The organism is Pleurocapsa sp. PCC 7319 (assembly GCF_000332195.1).
Taxonomy (GTDB): domain Bacteria; phylum Cyanobacteriota; class Cyanobacteriia; order Cyanobacteriales; family Xenococcaceae; genus Waterburya.
Genome location: NZ_KB235922.1, coordinates 3699043 through 3717106 on the forward strand (window position 1 = coordinate 3699043; position 18064 = coordinate 3717106).

The 18064-nt window shown below is 38.3% G+C and carries 17 protein-coding genes; 8 read left to right on the forward strand and 9 right to left on the reverse strand.

What is annotated here, in order from left to right; translation table 11 throughout:
• Positions 1-122: 122 nt before the first annotated feature.
• The gene (locus PLEUR7319_RS0120810; RefSeq protein ID WP_026102674.1) at positions 123-890 is read right to left on the reverse strand and encodes a transposase; all 768 of its coding nucleotides are present in this window, start codon (positions 888-890) and stop codon (positions 123-125) included.
• A gap of 240 nt (positions 891-1130) precedes the next feature.
• Here PLEUR7319_RS0120810 and trpC point away from each other — a divergent pair, with 240 nt between their 5' ends.
• Positions 1131-2015, forward strand: a complete 885-nt coding sequence (gene trpC, locus PLEUR7319_RS0120815) for an indole-3-glycerol phosphate synthase TrpC (RefSeq protein ID WP_019507166.1) — start codon at positions 1131-1133, stop codon at positions 2013-2015.
• Positions 2016-2468: 453 nt separating this feature from the next.
• Here trpC and ppk2 read toward each other — a convergent pair whose 3' ends face one another.
• The 3 genes from ppk2 to PLEUR7319_RS0120830 all read right to left on the reverse strand — a co-directional run bounded on the left by ppk2 (position 2469) and on the right by PLEUR7319_RS0120830 (position 6381).
• Entirely contained in the window at positions 2469-3317 is an 849-nt protein-coding gene (gene ppk2 / locus PLEUR7319_RS0120820) for a polyphosphate kinase 2 (RefSeq protein WP_019507167.1), read from the reverse strand.
• 135 nt (positions 3318-3452) lie between these two features.
• The gene (locus PLEUR7319_RS0120825) at positions 3453-4685 is read right to left on the reverse strand and encodes a UvrD-helicase domain-containing protein (RefSeq protein ID WP_019507168.1); all 1233 of its coding nucleotides are present in this window, start codon (positions 4683-4685) and stop codon (positions 3453-3455) included.
• Between the two features lie 118 nt (positions 4686-4803).
• Positions 4804-6381 carry an MFS transporter gene (locus tag PLEUR7319_RS0120830; RefSeq protein ID WP_371265400.1) on the reverse strand — a complete coding sequence of 526 codons (1578 nt, stop codon included), beginning with the start codon at positions 6379-6381 and terminating at the stop codon, positions 4804-4806.
• 96 nt (positions 6382-6477) lie between these two features.
• On the opposite strand from PLEUR7319_RS0120830, the gene PLEUR7319_RS0120835 reads away from it, so the two are divergent.
• Positions 6478-6990: a phosphoribosyltransferase gene (locus PLEUR7319_RS0120835; protein ID WP_019507170.1), complete on the forward strand. Its 513-nt coding sequence runs from the start codon at positions 6478-6480 to the stop codon at positions 6988-6990.
• A 648-nt stretch (positions 6991-7638) separates the two neighbouring features.
• Here PLEUR7319_RS0120835 and PLEUR7319_RS0120840 read toward each other — a convergent pair.
• The 3 genes from PLEUR7319_RS0120840 to tnpA all read right to left on the reverse strand — a co-directional run bounded on the left by PLEUR7319_RS0120840 (position 7639) and on the right by tnpA (position 10430).
• The gene (locus tag PLEUR7319_RS0120840) at positions 7639-8814 is read right to left on the reverse strand and encodes an RNA-guided endonuclease TnpB family protein (RefSeq protein ID WP_019507171.1); all 1176 of its coding nucleotides are present in this window, start codon (positions 8812-8814) and stop codon (positions 7639-7641) included.
• Positions 8815-9031: 217 nt separating this feature from the next.
• Positions 9032-9886: a DUF72 domain-containing protein gene (locus tag PLEUR7319_RS0120845; RefSeq protein WP_019507172.1), complete on the reverse strand. Its 855-nt coding sequence runs from the start codon at positions 9884-9886 to the stop codon at positions 9032-9034.
• 55 nt (positions 9887-9941) lie between these two features.
• Positions 9942-10430 (reverse strand): IS200/IS605 family transposase, encoded by a 489-nt coding sequence (gene tnpA / locus PLEUR7319_RS0120850; RefSeq protein ID WP_019504823.1) that lies wholly within the window; start codon positions 10428-10430, stop codon positions 9942-9944.
• A 56-nt stretch (positions 10431-10486) separates the two neighbouring features.
• On the opposite strand from tnpA, the gene PLEUR7319_RS0120855 reads away from it, so the two are divergent.
• A complete protein-coding gene (locus tag PLEUR7319_RS0120855; RefSeq protein ID WP_026102398.1) occupies positions 10487-11878 on the forward strand; it encodes an RNA-guided endonuclease TnpB family protein in 1392 nt (463 codons plus the stop codon).
• Between the two features lie 12 nt (positions 11879-11890).
• Here PLEUR7319_RS0120855 and aroQ read toward each other — a convergent pair whose 3' ends face one another.
• Both aroQ and PLEUR7319_RS41670 read right to left on the reverse strand, forming a co-directional pair.
• Entirely contained in the window at positions 11891-12343 is a 453-nt protein-coding gene (gene aroQ / locus PLEUR7319_RS0120860; protein ID WP_026102675.1) for a type II 3-dehydroquinate dehydratase, read from the reverse strand.
• Positions 12344-12374: 31 nt separating this feature from the next.
• The gene (locus PLEUR7319_RS41670; protein WP_019507174.1) at positions 12375-12518 is read right to left on the reverse strand and encodes a hypothetical protein; all 144 of its coding nucleotides are present in this window, start codon (positions 12516-12518) and stop codon (positions 12375-12377) included.
• A gap of 657 nt (positions 12519-13175) precedes the next feature.
• Here PLEUR7319_RS41670 and bchB point away from each other — a divergent pair.
• From bchB to PLEUR7319_RS0120890, 5 genes are all read left to right on the forward strand, one after another.
• The gene (gene bchB / locus PLEUR7319_RS0120870) at positions 13176-14702 is read left to right on the forward strand and encodes a ferredoxin:protochlorophyllide reductase (ATP-dependent) subunit B (protein WP_019507175.1); all 1527 of its coding nucleotides are present in this window, start codon (positions 13176-13178) and stop codon (positions 14700-14702) included.
• Positions 14703-15052: 350 nt separating this feature from the next.
• Positions 15053-15442, forward strand: coding sequence for a 50S ribosomal protein L21 (gene rplU / locus PLEUR7319_RS0120875; RefSeq protein WP_019507176.1), 390 nt, complete (start codon positions 15053-15055; stop codon positions 15440-15442).
• 48 nt (positions 15443-15490) lie between these two features.
• Positions 15491-15760, forward strand: coding sequence for a 50S ribosomal protein L27 (gene rpmA / locus PLEUR7319_RS0120880; protein WP_019507177.1), 270 nt, complete (start codon positions 15491-15493; stop codon positions 15758-15760).
• Between the two features lie 147 nt (positions 15761-15907).
• The gene (locus PLEUR7319_RS0120885) at positions 15908-16255 is read left to right on the forward strand and encodes a hypothetical protein (RefSeq protein ID WP_019507178.1); all 348 of its coding nucleotides are present in this window, start codon (positions 15908-15910) and stop codon (positions 16253-16255) included.
• A 428-nt stretch (positions 16256-16683) separates the two neighbouring features.
• Positions 16684-17919 carry a DUF4912 domain-containing protein gene (locus PLEUR7319_RS0120890; protein WP_019507179.1) on the forward strand — a complete coding sequence of 412 codons (1236 nt, stop codon included), beginning with the start codon at positions 16684-16686 and terminating at the stop codon, positions 17917-17919.
• Positions 17920-18064: the final 145 nt, after the last annotated feature.

Sequence of the window (18064 nt, forward strand, 5' to 3'; positions counted from 1 at the left end):
ATAGGCTGGTTAGGAATTTTGTCAACCTTATTTTTTTGTACTTTTCTACGAGTTCATAGGCTTTTTCCTAAATCAATACCTGGCACTTTGTGTTCGGGGGTAATCAAAAAGGGTGAGCAAAATTAGTTTTTTAAAAATTGGGCTGCTACTTTCGGGTCATAGCAATTTGCTATCACAAACATTTCTGCTACTTCCCTTATCTCCTCATTACTCGCTTCCCATTCGTCCCAAAAAGGTAGACTCATCTGTCCAGGTACACGCTTTTTCCTCTCCCGTGCACTCAGCACTTTAGGCAACAACTTGTTTCCCCAGTGATAGCGAGTTTCTGGCTTGGGTTTGGGCTTATATTTCTTACAGAATCCTCTATACTTTTTAGCGCATTCATCCAGAGACTTGCCTAAAGATAAGAAAGCAGGATGCCATTGTGTTAAACCATCATCACTCAACCTGTCATGGATACCATAGTTAGAAAAATCATAGAAAAAGCCCTGCTGCATCTTGGCTGCTTTGGGATTAGCATGAATATATCTCAGAGTGTTTAATGCCCTTTGGTAATCAGTCTTCTCAAAGCCACTACTATAATATCGTTTCTCCCAAAAATGCCCTGTTCTATTGAGCATTCGGTTAAAACACATGGCAGTGTACCAATTTAACCAGTGCATAATGCGGGGTAAATCCTCTGGCTGTGCTGGTTCGAGTAAGTAGTGGACATGATTACTCATAATACAGAGAGCATAGAGTTTAAAATTAAACTTCTCTCTGGCTCGTTTCAGGGCATACAAGAACACCTCACGGCATTCATGGCGGATAAGCTTAAATTCTCTGTTGTTACAACGAACGGTAACATGGTAGCAATAATTGGTTTGTAGGTTGCGGGGTTTTCTGGGCATCTTTTCAACACCTTCGTAGGGTGGGCAAAATAAAACCATAACCAGAAAAACGTTTCAGAAAAATTGATTTACCTACCAGACTACAAATAAAAAAGACCTTCTCATTTTTTCTTTGACTTTTAAGTCGTGTGGTTAAAAGGGCTTTTCAGATGATTGTCAATTGAGCCAGACTTGAGAGTCAAATCAATCTAGCCTAAGATTCAAGGTAGTTAATTATTCTAGTAACATAACAGCTAAAAAATGCAGATTAGACGCAGAAATCCTAATCCTAAAGTCAATACGGGAGAAGTGGTATATCAATCAAAAATTCCTAACACTGAACCAAATAATATCTTGGAAGAGATTGTATGGCATAAAGAGGTCGAAGTAACTCGAATGCGCGATCGCTTGCCTCTTTTAAAATTACGTCAACAGGTACAAGATGTTGCTCCTGCCAAGGATTTTTTAGCTGCCTTACGCAACGGTAAGACTAACCCAGCTTTAATTGCCGAAGTTAAAAAAGCGTCTCCCTCTAAAGGGGTAATTAGAGCCGACTTTAACCCAGTGGCGATCGCTAAAGCTTATGAAGCAGGTGGTGCCAGTTGTCTGTCTGTCTTAACGGATGAAAAATTTTTCCAGGGAGGTTTTGATAATCTCAGTTTAGTCAGACAAGAAGTAGAATTACCCCTTCTGTGTAAAGAGTTTATTATTTATCCCTATCAAATCTATTTTGCCCGCGCCAAAGGTGCCGATGCGGTATTACTAATTGCTGCGGTCTTGGAAGACAAAGACTTAAATTACTTCGTCAAGATCACTAAAGCCTTGGGCATGATTCCCTTAATTGAAGTGCATACTTTAGAAGAATTAGACCGAGTACTGGCGATCGATGGTGTCGAGTTAATTGGTATTAATAACCGCAACTTAGAAGACTTTTCGGTTAGCTTGCAAACTACGAAGGATATCTTTGCTGCCAGACAAGATATCTTAGAACAACGCAACATATTGGTGGTAAGTGAATCTGGTTTACATACCCCAGAAGATTTAAATACCGTCAAAGAGGCAGGAGCAAAAGCTGTTTTAATTGGGGAATCTTTAGTTAAACAAGAAAATATAGCACAAGCAGTATCTAATTTATTTGCCTCTTGATAAGCTAGACATCTTTACCATCGTTCTGGGTTTAAAGCCTCTTTCTTCTAGGAAGACTTCTTTTAGTAATTAGTAATTAGTAATTAGTAGTCAATTTGAACTAAAAACTAGCGCGAAGTTGCGGTGGCGGGGTTCCCCCGCTTGAGCAAACTTCGTAAGACAAAACTAAAAACTAAAAACCAGAATCACCGACTCTTTAGGGCGGTGAGGAGTCAATAGTCTCAAGGAAGAGGGATTAGATCTATTGGAGTTATAGATCTTTTTTCATGGTTAAGGAATTGTCATGCTGCTCAACAAGTTCAAATCCAAAACGGCGATATAAAAGCAATGCTGGATTATCAAGCGAAACACTTTGCCTGTTGCCTGTTGCCTACCTCGTCAGAGGCTCATTACTCATTACTTACGAACCAATCACTTTTAACGTCCTAACATAATTTGGTACGGCTATAAAAGCTAATATACTGTTGGTACAAACTTCTGAGTGGTAATAGGTGGACGCTCATAGTCTATTGCCTTTTGTCGAGGAGGTAATTCAATTTTTTTGGGGGGTAGATCTTTATAAGGAACTGTATTTAAAAGATGACTGATACAATTAAGTCTTGCTCGCTTCTTATCGTCAGCTTCTACTACATTCCAAGGGGATTCAGGAATATCAGTTGCCGCAAACATATCATCTTTGGCACGAGAATAATCTACCCATTTCTCCCTCGCCTGTAAATCCATCGGGCTTATTTTCCAACGTTTTGTTGGGTTTTTAATCCTATCTTGAAAACGTTTTTCTTGTTCTTGATCGCTAACGGAAAACCAATACTTAATTAAAATGATGCCCGATCGCTGGATCATCATTTCAAACTGGGGACAAGAACGCATGAATTCATTATATTCATCATAGGTACAAAAACCCATTACTTTCTCTACCCCTGCACGGTTGTACCAACTGCGGTCAAACAGAATTATTTCCCCTGCTGCGGGTAAATGAGGTACATATCTTTGGAAATACCACTGGGTTTTTTCGCGATCGCTAGGTGTCCCTAAAGCCACGACCTTACAGACACGGGGATTTAAACATTCACTAATGCGTTTAATTGCACCACCTTTACCTGCTGCATCTCTGCCTTCAAAGATAGCTACAACTTTTAAGCCCTTGTGTTGTACCCACCTCTGTAATTTGACTAGCTCTATTTGGAGTTTGGCTAATTCTTTCTCGTATACTTTCTTACTCAGCTTTTTAGATTTATCTTGCTCTTTTTTATTCTCTTTCTTTGATTTAGTAGCTTTGCCATTTAAATCCTTCTTACCCATATTTCTCTTGCTCTTAATTAATCCTTAAAGTAACTTATAGCAATTTTTAAAATAAAAATCGCAGTCTATAGAGTAACTCACCGTTAATTTTAATCATACTTATAGTTAAGCAAATAAATATTGCGTTTAATATTTTTATGTTTCGCTGTCTAAGCAATCGGCAGAGTTTAAGGCAGCTTCAATTTCTGCGACAATGACATCTTTAGTTTCATAGAGCATGACTAAATGATCTTTAGCTCTAGTCATTGCGGTGTATAAACCTGCCTTGGTTTCAAAACTAATCTCAGCATTTTCTGGTTTATACTCCGATAAGCTATCTACTCCTGCAATAATTACGGCATCAAATTCTACCCCTTTTAAAGCATTCCAAGAATCAACAATGACGTAAGGTTGACTGACTACATTGCCATCGCGATCGCGGGAAGTTTCAGGAGCGTGATGTTCAATATTTAAAGTCGTTAATTCTTTGCTGATTTCTTGTTTTAAATCCTGAGCTTGGGGATGAAGTAATATGCCAATAGAAGATTCAGGATGAGTTTGTAATGCCTGTTGTATTTGATAAGCAATTTTGTCTGGCATATCCTCATAATAGACTTCTAGTAATAAAGGTTGAATTCCTGAGCTACGAGATAGCTTTTTCTTGGGTTCAATAATGCTACCAATACTGGGGGTATAAATAACTTTGCCCGCTTCATCTCGTTGCCGTTTTTCAACTTTTATGTCTGCAATTTCTAAGGCAGGGGTAATAAACTTCCAGGCAAGTTCCAAAATCTCTGGGGAGTTACGGTAATTCAAATCAAATACTTGCGATCGCCCCCCAGGGATATTAATGCCTAAACTCTTCCAACTCCAATCAGATTTACGTCGATGAGGTTGTCCATAAACTGATTGAGTATTATCGTAAACAATAAATAAGGCTTTAGTTCTACTATCTAAAACTTCTAGTAAAGCTTGAAACCATTCATCAGGAAAATCTTGCGCTTCATCAATCAATATCGCCTGATATCTTTTAGTGGATTTATGAGCTAATTTTACTAACTTACTAATATCATCATCGTAACTATATTTCAAATGTTTATATGCCCACTGATGAAAAGTTTTACACTCAACCTTATTAAATTGACTAGCTTCTAATTGAGATTTTAACCAACCATTCATAAAACGATTGTAGGTTAAGACTAAAATCTGCTCAAAATCTTCTAATAATTTTTCTGCTCTATTTCTTAAAATTAAAGACTTTCCCGAACCTGCTACTCCGCGAACAATTGCTGCTCCCTTGGAACGCAAGTTTTTAGCTCTATTTTGTGATGAATTTAGCTCCTTCAGTTCTAACCTTTGTCCCAGGCTTTGTTCAAAATTAATCCACATTTTAAATCATAATAATATTTATTTAAATCCTAGGCGGATTTTTACCTTGCGTCTCTACTTAGAACTACTTAAGGCTGTGAAAAAACTCAGAACATTTACTCCAAGAGCGAGATCGATCTTAACTAACCTGTTTATTTTTTCTTTCCTGCAATTGCCAACGTATATTGGCGTGAACTTCTTTGGTGATGGGATAATAATAGGTCAGAATTAAGCCGATAATTAAAAATACTGTGGGTAAAGGTGCGATCGCAATCCGAATCGCCATTAAAGCACTTTCTGGTTGAACAGGAATAGGTTCTCCTGGGAGTCTCTCGATAAATCCAGACCATTCTAGGGCTTGTCCTACCAAGAATAAGGCTAAAGCTAGACCAAGCTTTTGTAATAACACCATAAAGCTGTAAAAGACTCCCTCCCGTCTTTGACCAGTATTGAGTTCATCTAACTCAATAACATCGGGAATCATTGACCAAGGAATTAGATAGGCTACAGAGACACCAAAGCCCGCCATAATTGCTCCTGTATAGAGCAGACTAATTTGTCCGGGCTGAATTAAAAACAAGGCGGCTTGGGCAATAATCCAGACAAACATTCCCAGATAATAAACAATTTTTTTCCCTACTTTTTCGCTAACAAATTTCCAGAAAAACAACATGATCAGGGCTGTTCCTTGGACGGCGATCGCCACTGTGGGAAAAGCAGCTTCTTCCATTCCCATCCAACTAACTACGTAATAAATTAAAATCGAAGCGGTCAGCTGTACACCTAACCAGGAACATAAGTAAATTCCAATAACGTACAAAAAAGCTTTATTGGCAAAAGCAATTTTCAACTGTTCTTTAAGGGGAATACTAGGAATACTATTAGCGTTATTCCTGGCGGCAATCGCCTCGTGACTGCTTAAATGAGATTCAGTTTTAGCCAAAATCAAAGTCAAGCCAAAACCAATACACTGTAGTCCCAACAAGATAGTGACTAGTCCTAAAACACTTGCTTGCTCATTTTCCAAAGCACTTAATATTTGACTAACACCATAAACAAGCCCTAAGGCTCCTACTGCAGCCAAAATAAATCCAAAAATTTTCTTCCCCTGTTGTGATAATAATGGCGATGCTCCCCGCTCTTGAATCCGAAAAGTACACCATAAGATAGCGATGATTGATAGCAGTGTGCTAACTCCGCCTAAAACTAAATATTGTTGTTTGGGATTATCTGGATAAGCTGCAAAAATAACCGTTGCCAATATTAAAGATAAAATACTGCCACCAATCGAAAAGGCGAAGCGAAAACTATTGAGGGTGGTGCGTTCATTATAATCTTGGGTTAATTCGGGAGTCAGGGCAGTGTAGGGCAAGTTCACTGCTGTATAAGCTAAGTTAAATAGAATGGCAATAACCACGTAATAGGCAAACAAATACCAATTATTCGTCCCGGGATCGTCACTAAAATGGGGCACAATCCATTGCAAAAAAAAGAAAATTCCAAAAGGAATTGCCCCAAACAACATCCAAGGGATACGCCTGCCCCATCGAGTACGAGTGCGATCGCTTAAAATCCCCGCAATCGGATCGTTAATCGCATCGCCAATTTTACCAATAGCTAAAATACTACCTGCAAGACCCGCAGGTAATCCGGCAACATTAGTAAAGAAATATAACAGGAAAAATACTAAAATATTAGCCGTGATAGCTGGTCCCATATCTCCAGAACCATAGGCAAGTTTAGTGGTAAAGTTAAGCTGCTCTCGGTCTATAGACTTCTCGTTAGTAGGCAATTTTTTTAAGTTCCTCTATTTATGACAGATTTATATGTAACTTGGTCAGAATATCATCATAAAATCGAAACCCTAGCTGTCAAGGTCTATCAATCTAATTGGCAGTTTAATCAAATTGTCTGCATCGCCAAGGGAGGCTTAAGAGTAGGAGATATTTTTTGTCGGCTATATCGTAAACCCTTGGCAATTTTGTCGGCTTCTTCCTACGGAGGAAAAGACAATCGCGATCGCGGCAGCATCAAATTTTCTCAATATCTGTCAACAATATATCCTCTAGGCGATCGCATTTTACTCGTAGACGATCTGGTGGACTCTGGGATCAGCTTACAAAAATCTTTGAACTGGCTTCAGGCAAAACACGGTAAAAATATAACAGAAATTCGTACTGCCGTAATTTGGTACAAAAATACTTCGATAAAAACACCAGACTATTATGTTGATTATCTTCCTGATAATCCCTGGATACATCAACCATTTGAAAACTACGAACTTACTAGTATTGCTGAGCTTGCAGGTCTGCTCAAGCCCAATTGAATCCGCCAAATACGCTTAACTACGGAACAAGTTAGCAAAAATTTAAATTTGAAAGGTTAAATTAACATCAAAAACTAGTATATTTACGGAAGACAAGAACTTGATTTTCCAATTAGTCTGTATCTTAGTTGAAAAAACGCAAAAAAATCAGGAGCATTGTCAGCCAAACAACACTCCTAAAGCCAACCATATAGAACCGTTAAGCAATATTCAAATCGAGCCGTAATATTTAAAGAGCTAATTAAACGTCTAGTTGCTCTTTATGAATACACAATCACCATTCTAAGATGAAATGGCGTAGTTTTGGTCTATTTATAAAAGTATCAACAGCTACTAATTAAGCAAACCTATTGACTCTCCTCGGTCAGGCTACTATTAAGTTTTATGAAGCACTGTCCCTTGGATTAGAGTCAAATTGAGGTTATTCAGTATAATCAAGTGTTAAAATTATTGCTTTTTGTTTACCTTCATTTTGACTTCCTGGAACGTTATTTGTTAAAGACAAGAAATAAAAATAAAAAGATAGAGGCTTTGCCAGCCAAACAATGCCTTCAAGACAACTTTAGAAGAACTACTAAGCAACATTCAGTTCGAGTCTTGACACTCCCCACGCATGAATGCGGGAGATTCTTGGTTCGTAGAAAAAACTTACCCTGACAAATTCTCATCAGCCAAGATAGAGGTTTCGTCTCCCCAAGCTTTAGATCCCGTGTGTCCCACGGTACTTAATCCTAAAGATAGGATGTTTCTAGCTGCATTTTCATCTCGGTCGAGAACACAGCCACACTTACACTTATGAGTTCTGGTGCTGAGAGTTTTAGTTACTTTAGCTCCGCAACCAGAGCAGTTAACAGAAGTATACTGCGGTGGTACGGCAACTGTTACTTTGCCAAACTTATAGCCAAAGTACTCTAACCACACTCTAAATTGATACCAGCCAGCGTCGGTTATCGACTTGGCAAGATTGTGATTTTTTACCATCTTGCCAATTCTTAAGTCTTCATAAGCGACTACATCGTTAGATGTGATTACGCACCGTGCCAATTTCACGGCATGGTCTTTACGTTGCCTACTTATCTTAAGATGCTTTAGGGCGTATCTTTTTCTCGCTTGGTGATAGTTCTTAGACTGTGGTTTTTTACTTTTGACGTACTTTTTAGACTTGCTTCGGTTTAAGCGATTGAGTGCTTTTTCACCTCTTCGATAAAACCGAGGATTCTCAATCTGATTCCCTTTGTCGTCGGTATAGAAATAGTTCAAGCCAACGTCTAAACCAATTTCAGAATAAGATGGTTCTACTCTTTCTCGGTTGTCGGCATCGACTAAAAACTGACCATAATAACCATCAGCACGTCTAACTATTCGTACTCGTTTGAATTGTTTGATATCGTACCAATTCAAATCTCTTGTACCTTTGAGCTTGACCCGACCGATATTATTCTGATCGGTGAAGGTTATCTGTTTTCTGTTTTCAGAAAGCTTCCAACCTGTAGTCTTATACTCGACCGAGCGAGAATGCTTCTTGAACTTAGGAAATCCCTTTTTTCCAGGAGTTTTATGTTTACAGTTTTGATAGAAACGAGATATTGCAGCCCAGGCTCGATCTGCACTGCTTTGTCTGGCCATTGAATTTAGCTTGTGAGCAAAGGGGAATTCAGCAGCTAGTACTTTACAGTATGCCGATAGCTGGTATTTTCCTACTCCTTTATTGTCCATCCAATATCGCAATGCTTTGTTGCGTATGAATTGTGCCGTTCTGATGGCTTCATCCATCGCATCGTATTGAGTTGGCTTGGCTTGTATCTTCATCTCTAGAACTAACATATTCTTATGCTATCATATAAGCATAAACTAACCCAGCAAGTGCTAGCCGTGCCTTATATCCCCATGTCTGAAGCCAGGGGCTTTACGGCACGAATCGGTAAAATGAATGGTTGATAGTCAGCTTATATATGCTGTACTCTAAATCATTAGAATCTTAATGAAAAATTTATATTTTGCTAAATGAGTTTATATTCATTCTCTTTACATAAGGTATTTATCAAAACAGACTAAGTTGTTGTGGATAGGGTTCAATCATATTCCAAGGTAAACGAGAAAGACTAAAGTTTTTTTGTTCTAGCAAACTTTGAAAATATTTTGCCGTCTTAGGAGAGTTGACTTCTTGAGGGCAATGGACAAAAAAGTAGATTGTTTTTTCTTGCTCAAGCCAATTATTTATATCACTAGCCCATTGTTCCAGATAAGACTGGTTGTATTTTTGGTCAGGATGGCTAATAAATCGGATAAAGCCAGTGTCTCCTGTAATTATCGACTGAAGAGGTACTTGAGGTTTTTTGCGCGGTGAACCAAGCTGTGGATCATCAGGACAATCATAAATTGGACGAGTATCGAGCAAAACTCTAGCTATATTTAATTGAGTAAGCAGAGAGTTAAGGTAAGTATTATGATTCTGCTGAAACCAATTTAGGTGGCGTACTTCTAATGCCAAGGATAATCCTGATTGGCTACAAGCTTGCAAAAATTCGGTTAAATCTGCTATGTATTCCGGACCATAGCTAGGAGGTAATTGAATAAAAGTTGTTCCCAAGCGATCGCCAAAGCTAGATATTCTGGATAAAAAATTTAAAGCATCAGGAATAAATGGAGATAATAAGCCTTGATGAGTAATTGTGCGGCTAAATTTGGGACAAAATTTAAAGCTAACAGGAGTTTGCTCAATCCATTTCTCAATTGTTGCTGCCGAAGGTAGAGCATAAAAAGTGCTATTGCTTTCCACAGCAGTGAAGCGGTGACTATATAAATTCAAAAAATCCTGAGATTTACTATGAGGAGGATATAAATTGCCTACCCAATCTTTGTACGACCAGACTGCACAGCCTAAATAAAAATTCACTATTAATGATTCAATGATTTTAACTACTGTTTAAAGTTCACTATTTGAACGGCAATTAGCTAGTTGGCGAGAAGCCCCACATCTCTATTACGACAGCAATGAGTGTGGGATGAATCGCCAGTAATAGACTAGCTATAGGAGAATCTTGATTTTCTATATATTTTCTCAGTGTTGAAATAGTAACTCCACCACATGACGCGAGAAAGTAGCTACTATTCCAAACCACTTTCTTTTTATAGTATGTTTTCTCTAGTTCTGGTAAAAATTCTTGCCTCAGCTTACGACTAGAAATACTTTTAAGGCTATTAACCAGTTTGCTTAATTGTATTTCTGGGTGGTATTGAAAAAGCAAGTGTGCGTGGTCACTCTCTGCGTTGAACTCAACGATTTTGCCGTCAAATTTATCCAACAAAGATTCCCAGATTTCATGAAGCCTATCTATCATTGGCGCAGTCAAAACTTTACGTCTGTATTTGGTTGTTAAAACTAAATGAGCTTTTAAATCAGATACAGAACGCCCTCTTGATACAAAATCTTTCTTCATGAATAGGTGGAGATAAATATGTTAATATCAGTGTATCAAAATAAACAACTCTAATTTTGCTATACAACTACCAGTACCGACTAAGACCAACTACAGAACAAAAGCTTGTCCTTAATGACTGGCTTCGTATCTGTCGGTACTGGTACAACCGCCAACTGAGAGAAAGGTTTGATTGGTGGTCGAAGAATCGTAGCTACACTGACCGATGCCCATTAATCTGTCATTTGCCACAGTTAAAAGAAAAACCTGAATATTATGGGCAAAAAAAGCAGCTACCAATAATCAAAAAAGATTTGGTTTCTGTTGGCTGGAGTGGTGAATTGTTGGACTTCAATTCTGTTCCCTCACAGACTCTGCAAGAGGTGTGCAAACGGGTGAAACTAGCTTTCAGTCGTTTCGTATCGGGAGACAAAAACGGTAAGCGTTCGGGCAAACCAAGATTCAAAACAAGCGTACGTTTCAGATCGATGGTTATGAGCGGGGTAAAGCTTCATTCTTGCTCTGTTGGTGGTAAATGGCTGCATATTAATTTGCCAAAAATAGGTATGGTCAAGGTGCGACATCATAGACAACTGGTTGATGGTGCAACATTAAAGCAAGCTCAGGTAATCAAGAAAGTCGATGGTTGGTACATCAACCTAAGATTACAAGACGATTCTGTTCCTGATTTCCAGCCCGATATTACTCCTACTTGGGATAACTCATTGGGCATGGACGCTGTTCTTCATGAAAATGACTATTTGGCTACGAGCGAAGGCGTTAAATTACCTAGTCTTAAGTCATTTCGGAAATCTCAAGGCAAACTAGCCAAGATTCAGGCGCGTAAATCTACAAAAAAACGAGGTAGTAAATCTCGTCGTAAGCTGGCGAAGCGCGAAGCCAAGCTACATCAGCAAATAGCGAGAGCTAGAAAAGATCATGCCTACAATACTGCCCAGGCTCTCCTTAATACTGGCAAAAAAGTTTTCTTTCATGAACAACTCAATCTTGCTGGGTTGAGTCGGAGGAATAAAGTTAAAACTGATGAGACGGGTAAGTTTTTACCTAATGGACAGTCAGCTAAATCAGGACTAAATAAGTCTTGGGCTGATGCTGCCTTTGGTCAGTTTTTCAACATACTGAAGTTCAAAGCCGAGAAAGCTGGTGCTTTGGTAATACCTGTTAATCCACAATACACATCTCAATTGCTGCCGTACAAAGATGAATTTGTTTTTACCGATTGCAGCATCAGAGAATATTGGGATGAAGAATATCAACTTTTGGTAGACCGAGACATCTCGGCTGGAATAAATACCAAGAGGGTTGGACTGGATGTGTTTCCAACTTTAAAACGGCGTAAAGGGAATCCAGTAATAGTCGCATCTACTACTAATAGTACCTTGAAGCAAGTTCTCTCTGTCCTTCGGGATTTGGAGAAGCCTACATCTGTACCCGAAGGGTCAGTGTAGGTACATCACTTCTTAACTTTGCTCTTGTTTCAAATAATTAACCAAAGCCTGCAACCCCAAACAATAGCTATCGGCGCCAAAACCACTAATTTGACCAATCGCTACGGGGGCAATATAAGAATGATGTCGAAACTCTTCTCTAGTATAAATATTACTTAAATGCACTTCTACAGTAGGTATTTGAACTGCTGTAATGGCATCACGGATAGCAACACTTGTATGGGTGTAAGCACCTGCATTGATAATAATTCCCTGGTGTTGATTTCTGGCATTATGTATTGCATCTACCAGCTCCCCTTCACAATTAGACTGCAAGCAGAATAAACTAACTTGCAGCTTTTCAGAATTAGATTTAAGAGTCTTATTGATCTGCACTAGAGTTGTTGAACCATATATTTCAGGCTCTCTTAGACCCAATAAATTTAAATTAGGACCATGCAAAACCAATATGCTTGTTTTAGACAAGATAAATTAAATATTGAAGATCAATAGCAAACTAGTGATACTGACGATGCTGACGATCATCAACTGGAATTGGAATCATTTCTTTCTCTGCTTCAGTTTCGGGTCCTAGTAAGACTTCAATTAGCTTTTGGGCTAAATCTTTTAATCTGTCAAGTAATTGTTCTATATAGTCCATCGGATAAACGACTCCTTAGGAAAACCTTAATGTTGCTTGTTGTACTATTTATGCCCAATAAATCGATAACTTCTAAACCCTTCTCGAAAGAAAGTAATTATTGAGCTTCTTTTTCTTAATTCTACAACTTTTGCGACATATTTTGTTACAAAAGTTTACTAATGTAAAATCAAAAACACAATTTTAGAATTAATATAAAGACTAACACAAGGTGAGATTATGAGTATATATTCTCTGCTCTAATCATGCCATTCTTAATATTGTTCTAAGCATTGCCTGCTGAATCATATCTTGACTAAATTTTGTAAATTACCAAGTAAATAAGCTGATCCACATCTAACTTGTACATTTTGTCGATCATAGTAGGGAAAATATTTAGTCAAGAATAATTTTTTAACTGTTAATTAAGATAGACATTAATAAGATTTATTGCCCTAAAATCCAGAAAATCGGATTAAATAGATTAATCTTAAACATAGTCCTCAAGAGGGTTTCCTCAATATTTGGTGCCTTGATATTGATGAAAATTAGTCAGTCGCATTTCCTGACCTCGTTCTGGGACAATCAGAAAGAGTTTTTTGTATTCATACCGCTATTTTCTATCCCAATATTTATTTGGAATCGGTTTCATCAATTTAATTTAGGAGATTAAAACAAATGAAGTTAGCTTACTGGATGTATGCTGGTCCTGCACATATCGGAACTCTACGGGTCGCTAGTTCTTTTAAAAATGTTCATGCCATTATGCATGCTCCCCTCGGAGATGATTACTTTAACGTCATGCGTTCAATGTTAGAGAGAGAGAGAAATTTTACTCCAGTTACTGCTAGCGTAGTGGATCGAAATGTTTTGGCCCGTGGTTCGCAAGAAAAAGTGGTGGATAACATTACTCGCAAAGATAAGGAAGAACACCCAGACTTGATCGTGCTTACTCCCACTTGTACATCCAGTATTCTGCAAGAAGACTTACAAAACTTCGTTAGTCGAGCGGAAATGGATACTCAAGGAGATGTGATGCTGGCTGATGTTAATCACTATCGATATAACGAATTACAAGCAGCCGATCGCACTCTATATCAGGTGGTTAAATATTACATTGACAAAGCCAGAAAAAAAGAAAACTTACCAACAGACAAAACTGCCAAACCATCAGTCAATATACTAGGTATTTCCACCTTAGGTTTTCACAATCAACACGACTGCACTGAGTTAAAACGGTTGATGGCTGACTTGGGAATTGAAGTCAACGAAGTAATTCCTGAAGGTGCTTCGGTACACAATCTCAAAAATTTACCCCGTGCTTGGTTTAATCTTGTTCCCTATCGTGAACTAGGTAGAATGGCAGCAGAATATTTAGAATCTGAATTTTCTATGCCTTATGTGGATATATCACCGATGGGAGTAGTCGAAACCGCCCGTTGTATCCGCAAAATTCAACAGGTAATTAATGCTCAGGGGGCAGAAGTTGACTACGAAGAATATATTAATAACCAGACTCTCTATGTTTCTCAGGCTGCTTGGTTTTCTCGTTCTATTGACTGTCAGAATTTAACAGGTAAAAAGGCAGTCGTATTTGGAGATAATACTCATGCCGCAGCGATGACCAAGATCTTAGCCAGAGAAATGGGAATTCAGGTTGTTTTGGCTGGAACTTACTGTAAATACGATGCTGACTGGTTTAGAGAACAGGTAAGTGAATATTGTGATGAAGTTCTGATCAGTGATGATAATGCTGAAATTGGTGATGCGATCGCTCGTCATGAACCAGCAGCTATCTTTGGTACACAAATGGAACGTCATGTAGGGAAACGTTTAGATATTCCCTGTGGTGTGATTGCGGCACCAATTCATATCCAAAATTTCCCGATCGGCTATAAACCATTTGTGGGTTATGAAGGAACTAATCAAATTGCTGATTTGGTGTATAACTCTTTTACTTTAGGAATGGAAGATCATCTTTTGGAAATCTTCGGTGGACACGATACGAAAGAAGTTATTACGAAAGGAATATCAGCAGACTCCGACTTAAACTGGAACAAAGAAGCGAAAGCTGAACTTGCCAAAATTCCTGGTTTTGTTAGAGGGAAAGTAAAACGTAACACCGAAAAATTCGCTCGCGATCGCAATCTTTCGGAAATTACTTTAGAAGTAATGTATGCTGCCAAAGAATCTGTTGGTGCTTAGCTAAATTCAATTGCTCAAACAAATCCACATTTGTCAGTTTGAGAGTGAATTGAAAAAGAGTTAAAGTCACAGATTAGTCCGCCATGAAACGACGGACTAATCTGTCCGTTGTTCAATTATTAAAGGGTTAGAGCTAATAAAATGTTAGATCTAACCCCAAAATTATCTTGACAAAACTAATAGAGCTGAATAAGATTAGAGATTGGGCATTCAATACTTGACTTGCTCGGAGCGGGTAAAAACATTTAACAAACGCCACATTAAAGCTTGATAATTTTGGCTGATATCTCAGTTGGTTTCAGCTTTTTTCCTGGCTACCCTTACGGCAATACTCAACAGAAATAAATTTTATGACTTACGCAATTGTAGAAATAGGCGGCGGACAAATTAGAGTTGAACCAGGTCGCTTTTATGACATTAACTTATTAGCTGGCGAACCAGATTCTAGCTATATCATAGACAAAGTTTTATTGGTAAGTAATGACGATGATGTAACTGTGGGTCGTCCTTTTATTGCAGGTGCTTCGGTAGAAGGTACTGTAATGCGTCATAGACGAGGCAAAAAAGTAATTGTCTATAAGATGCAGCCTAAAAAGAAAACTCGCAAAAAACGCGGTCATCGTCAGGAATTAACTCGCTTGATGATTGATTCTATCAGTCTAAATGGTTCTGTTGTTGCTGCTGCTGAAGCTGAATCAAAAGCAGTAACAGCAGTAACAACAACAACTGAGGAAGAATAAAAAAATATTAATTTGATTTTTCATTAAAATTCAAGGAGTAAAAATAACATGGCTCATAAGAAAGGAACTGGTAGTACTCGTAACGGTCGCGATTCTAATTCCAAACGACTTGGAGTAAAGCGTTATGGTGGTCAAGAAGTTACCGCAGGAAGTATTTTAGTTCGTCAGAGAGGCACTAGCGTATATCCTGGTAATAATGTTGGTCGTGGTAAAGACGATACTATTTATTCTCTGATTCATGGCGTAGTTAAGTTTGAATATAGAAGTAGATCGCAGAGAAAAGTAAGTGTTTATCCTGTTGCCGAAGGTACAGCATAAGTCATTTAGAAGTCATTTACAGTAATAAATTAATTTAACAACAGCTACTAACTGTTGAATAGTACGGCACTCATTTTAGTGGGTGCTTTTTTATTGTTTGGTTAAACTAAGGCAACGTTCAACTTAAGTTTAGGATTTTATCTATCGATGTACGAATCTGACGATAATTTCAACCTCGATCATTCTCAAGATCCGAATTCAGACAAAAATTTAGATAACAAAAATTTAGATAACATTGATGCGAATTTATCAGCTAAAAACATTGCGACACGCAAAAAACAGATCGAGAGTATTTTTATTAAACTAATTGCTTTAGGTTTAGCTATTGGTGCAATTTTAGGTATTGGCACCTATTATCTCTTGAATAAATTGGGATTAACTAAAAAGCCTTATCAAATAGAACAAGAAAAACAACAGCCAGAAAAATCCTTGAAAGAAATTCTGGTAGTTCCTCAAATCCCAAAATCTCTTTCAGATTCAGTAGAGCGAATTTGAAACGACCTTTTTTCTGCGACCTGAACAGACTCACCTGGAAACTCCCATGGTTCCCCTTCGTTCGTGGGGTTTCACTTTCTATAACTAGTTTAATGTTATGAATTTATGACAATGTCAGGGGATCAAAAATCGTATATCAAGATAATTGTCATAGATCTATGACATTAAAAGAGCTGAAAGCACGTAAAATCGTTATTTAAAAATTTTAAGCACGAACTTCTTGATCCCGAACGGGATTTTATTGGTATAACTTAATCAAGTGGTTAATACCTTTCCCACATTTAAATAAACAAAAACAAAATAAAAACAAGTAGACGCAAATTAAGGTTGAAAGACCAACGAAGTTTTAGCTTATTTCCTAGCTTCTTAAGTCTTAATATGGCTGCCAGCAGCTAAACATCGTCTAATTAATCGGAGGCTGTAAACAAATGGCAAAAGAACGCCCACCGTTAGAGGAGATGACTTTGCGGCAGCTGAGAAAAGTTGCTAGCGAATATAAAATATCCCGTTATAGTCGAATGCGCAAAGCGCAACTACTTTCTTCTATTAAAGAAGCAATTAAAAAGACAGAACAAGAAAGGTTTATTCAAAATCCATCAGCCATCCAGGAGGAACAAGAAGTGGAACAAAAAATTAATGCTGCCAAATTTGAGGTCGGTCAGGAAGATAATATCCAAGAAAGCCTTGCTTCTGTCGATCAAGATTTAGGAGAACTTCCCGACGGTTACGGAGAGAGCCGCATTGTGTTGATGCCTCGTGACCCACAGTGGGCATATGCTTACTGGGATGTCCCCAATACCAGCAAAGAAGAATTGCGACGTCAGGGTGGGCAACAGCTAGCATTACGCATTTATGATGTAACGGATATTGATATTAATCACCAAGCACCTCACAGTGTTCAAGAATATCTCTGTGATGAGATGGCAAGAGAATGGTACTTGCCAATTCCAGTTAGCGATCGCGATTATGTAGCAGACATCGGCTATCGCTGTGCAGATGGTCGTTGGTTAGTATTAGCGCGTTCGGCATCTGTAAGCATTCCTCCTGTCTACCCTTCCGATTGGATTGAAGATGCCTTTATTACTGTCAACTGGCAGGATGATCTTAGAGGTAAAACTTTATATACTCTTGTACCTCCTGCTAAGAGACAATCTACGGCTGGTGCAGCTCAAGGAGATCAGCTTTATGACGCTGTGTTTGGCATGACTAAGTCAACTGAATCTATGCGTATGGCAGGATCTTTGTTTGGTTCCATGCAACAAACTCCTGAGGCAGCAGTTAGTTCTTATGTTTTCCCTTCTGGTGTGGGAATGTGGGCTGTACCTAGTGCTTCTGGCATCAATATGTCTGGAGCAGGCTTCTCTGCTAGTGCCCCTCCAGCTCGTCCTCGCAAGTTCTGGTTAGTTGCTGATGCAGAACTAATTGTTTATGGTGCAACTGAGCCTGATGCTACTGTTACTATTGGCGATCGCCAAATAAAACTCAATCCCGATGGCACATTCCGTTTCCAAATGTCGTTCCAGGATGGCATCATTGACTATCCTATTAAGGCTGTAGCTGTTGATGGTGAGCAAACCCGCTCGGTTCACATGAATTTTGAGCGTCAAACTCCTTCTCGTAACACTAATACGAAGGAAGAAGCTGTTGAAGAATGGTTTGCTTAAGTTGAGTTGATTCCAATTATCGATAAATATCACAGACTATTAACCGAGATGAAGCAAATCATCTCGGTTTTTTGCTACATTTGAAATTTAGTTCGAGCAGAATAAAACATAATCAAAAAAACTAAATATATTGTTCCATAAGTAT

Coding starts and splice junctions, on each gene's coding strand:
- PLEUR7319_RS0120835 (WP_019507170.1), top strand. CDS start 6,478: ATGACAGATTTATATGTAACTTGGTCAGAATATCATCATAAAATCGAA.
- PLEUR7319_RS0120810 (WP_026102674.1), bottom strand. CDS start 890: ATGCCCAGAAAACCCCGCAACCTACAAACCAATTATTGCTACCATGTT.
- PLEUR7319_RS0120840 (WP_019507171.1), bottom strand. CDS start 8,814: ATGTTAGTTCTAGAGATGAAGATACAAGCCAAGCCAACTCAATACGAT.
- rpmA (WP_019507177.1), top strand. CDS start 15,491: ATGGCTCATAAGAAAGGAACTGGTAGTACTCGTAACGGTCGCGATTCT.
- PLEUR7319_RS0120830 (WP_371265400.1), bottom strand. CDS start 6,381: ATGGGACCAGCTATCACGGCTAATATTTTAGTATTTTTCCTGTTATAT.
- tnpA (WP_019504823.1), bottom strand. CDS start 10,430: ATGAAGAAAGATTTTGTATCAAGAGGGCGTTCTGTATCTGATTTAAAA.
- bchB (WP_019507175.1), top strand. CDS start 13,176: ATGAAGTTAGCTTACTGGATGTATGCTGGTCCTGCACATATCGGAACT.
- rplU (WP_019507176.1), top strand. CDS start 15,053: ATGACTTACGCAATTGTAGAAATAGGCGGCGGACAAATTAGAGTTGAA.
- PLEUR7319_RS0120885 (WP_019507178.1), top strand. CDS start 15,908: ATGTACGAATCTGACGATAATTTCAACCTCGATCATTCTCAAGATCCG.
- PLEUR7319_RS0120890 (WP_019507179.1), top strand. CDS start 16,684: ATGGCAAAAGAACGCCCACCGTTAGAGGAGATGACTTTGCGGCAGCTG.
- trpC (WP_019507166.1), top strand. CDS start 1,131: ATGCAGATTAGACGCAGAAATCCTAATCCTAAAGTCAATACGGGAGAA.
- PLEUR7319_RS0120825 (WP_019507168.1), bottom strand. CDS start 4,685: ATGTGGATTAATTTTGAACAAAGCCTGGGACAAAGGTTAGAACTGAAG.
- ppk2 (WP_019507167.1), bottom strand. CDS start 3,317: ATGGGTAAGAAGGATTTAAATGGCAAAGCTACTAAATCAAAGAAAGAG.
- PLEUR7319_RS41670 (WP_019507174.1), bottom strand. CDS start 12,518: ATGGACTATATAGAACAATTACTTGACAGATTAAAAGATTTAGCCCAA.